Consider the following 1,077-nt stretch of genomic DNA (forward strand, 5'->3'; position numbering starts at 1 on the left):
AATGTTATTAGGTTGTCCTAGGTCAAGTTCTTTTGAGCGAAGTCCAATTGCATCATAAGCCTCAGTACTTGCTTGAGGAAATGAGTAACCTTGCTTTAAATTTTCTTGTAATAATGATTGAAATTGTTCTTCATGTTCTTTAAAATGCCTGTAACGGTCCTTAAATGCTTGAATGTCTCCAGATTCACTTCCGAAACAGACGTAGTCAACTTCGAGCGCATTCAGTATTGATATAGCACCGTGAGCGAAAAGGTCAGCATATTGAACGGCATAAATAAAAGGTAATTCCAAAACAACGTCAACTTGGTGACTTAATGCCGCTTTCGTTCTTGCGTATTTATCTATTATTGCTGGTTCACCTCTTTGTAGGAATGAGCCGCTCATGACAGCAACAGTAATATCAGCATCTGTTTTTTGTCGTGATGATTCTTGATGGTAAAAATGCCCGTTATGAAATGGATTATACTCAACAATGAGTCCACATGATCTCACATTAATCACGACCTTTTTACATAGTTTAATTCTATGGTAGAAATAAATTACATAAAAAACAAGTACAACTTTATATGTTTGGGGAAACTACTTTAATATAACGGGATGTAAAACAATCGCTGTTAAGAAAAAATATTGACAAAAAGAGCAATTCCTTTTAAAATAACTCTTGTTGCCTTGAGGTGATTAATATGCAAATTGCACTACAAAAAGTAAAGGCTAGTGAACCGTATTCTTTCTCGGAAACGGTTAATGTATCTGATTTACCTGAGATGGATCAAGACATTAGAAAAATGTCTGACGTTGAAGTAAATGGTGAAGCGACATTGGAGCAAGGCATTTATACGTTTCGATTCAGTGTAGATGGCACAATGATTTTACCGTGTGCAAGAACGTTAGTTGATGTACCTTATCCATTTCATGTAGAGGCTTATGAACTATTTACAACAGAAAGTTATAAAGCCTCTGAAGAAGATGAGATTCATTTTATTGACCGAGAAGTTCTTGACTTAACGCCTTATATCAAGGAAAATATTCTATTGGAAGTTCCTATTCGCGTTTTTAGTGAAGAAACTAAAATCGAGG

At 35.3% G+C, this 1,077-nt stretch carries 2 protein-coding genes; one reads left to right on the top strand and one right to left on the bottom strand.

Features of this window, described 5'->3' with window-relative positions; all coding sequences use genetic code 11:
- Nucleotides 1-492 (bottom strand): nucleotidyltransferase family protein (locus A194_RS0116365; RefSeq protein WP_017187847.1); only part of this gene is annotated, 492 nt, incomplete at its 3' end.
- Nucleotides 493-683: 191 nt separating this feature from the next.
- Between A194_RS0116365 and A194_RS0116370 the strand changes: the two genes are divergently transcribed.
- On the top strand, nt 684-1,077 hold a 394-nt coding region (locus tag A194_RS0116370), incomplete at its 3' end, for a YceD family protein (RefSeq protein ID WP_017187848.1).

Origin of the sequence: Alkalibacillus haloalkaliphilus C5, assembly GCF_000269905.1 — a bacterium.
GTDB lineage: Bacteria > Bacillota > Bacilli > Bacillales > Alkalibacillaceae > Alkalibacillus > Alkalibacillus haloalkaliphilus_A.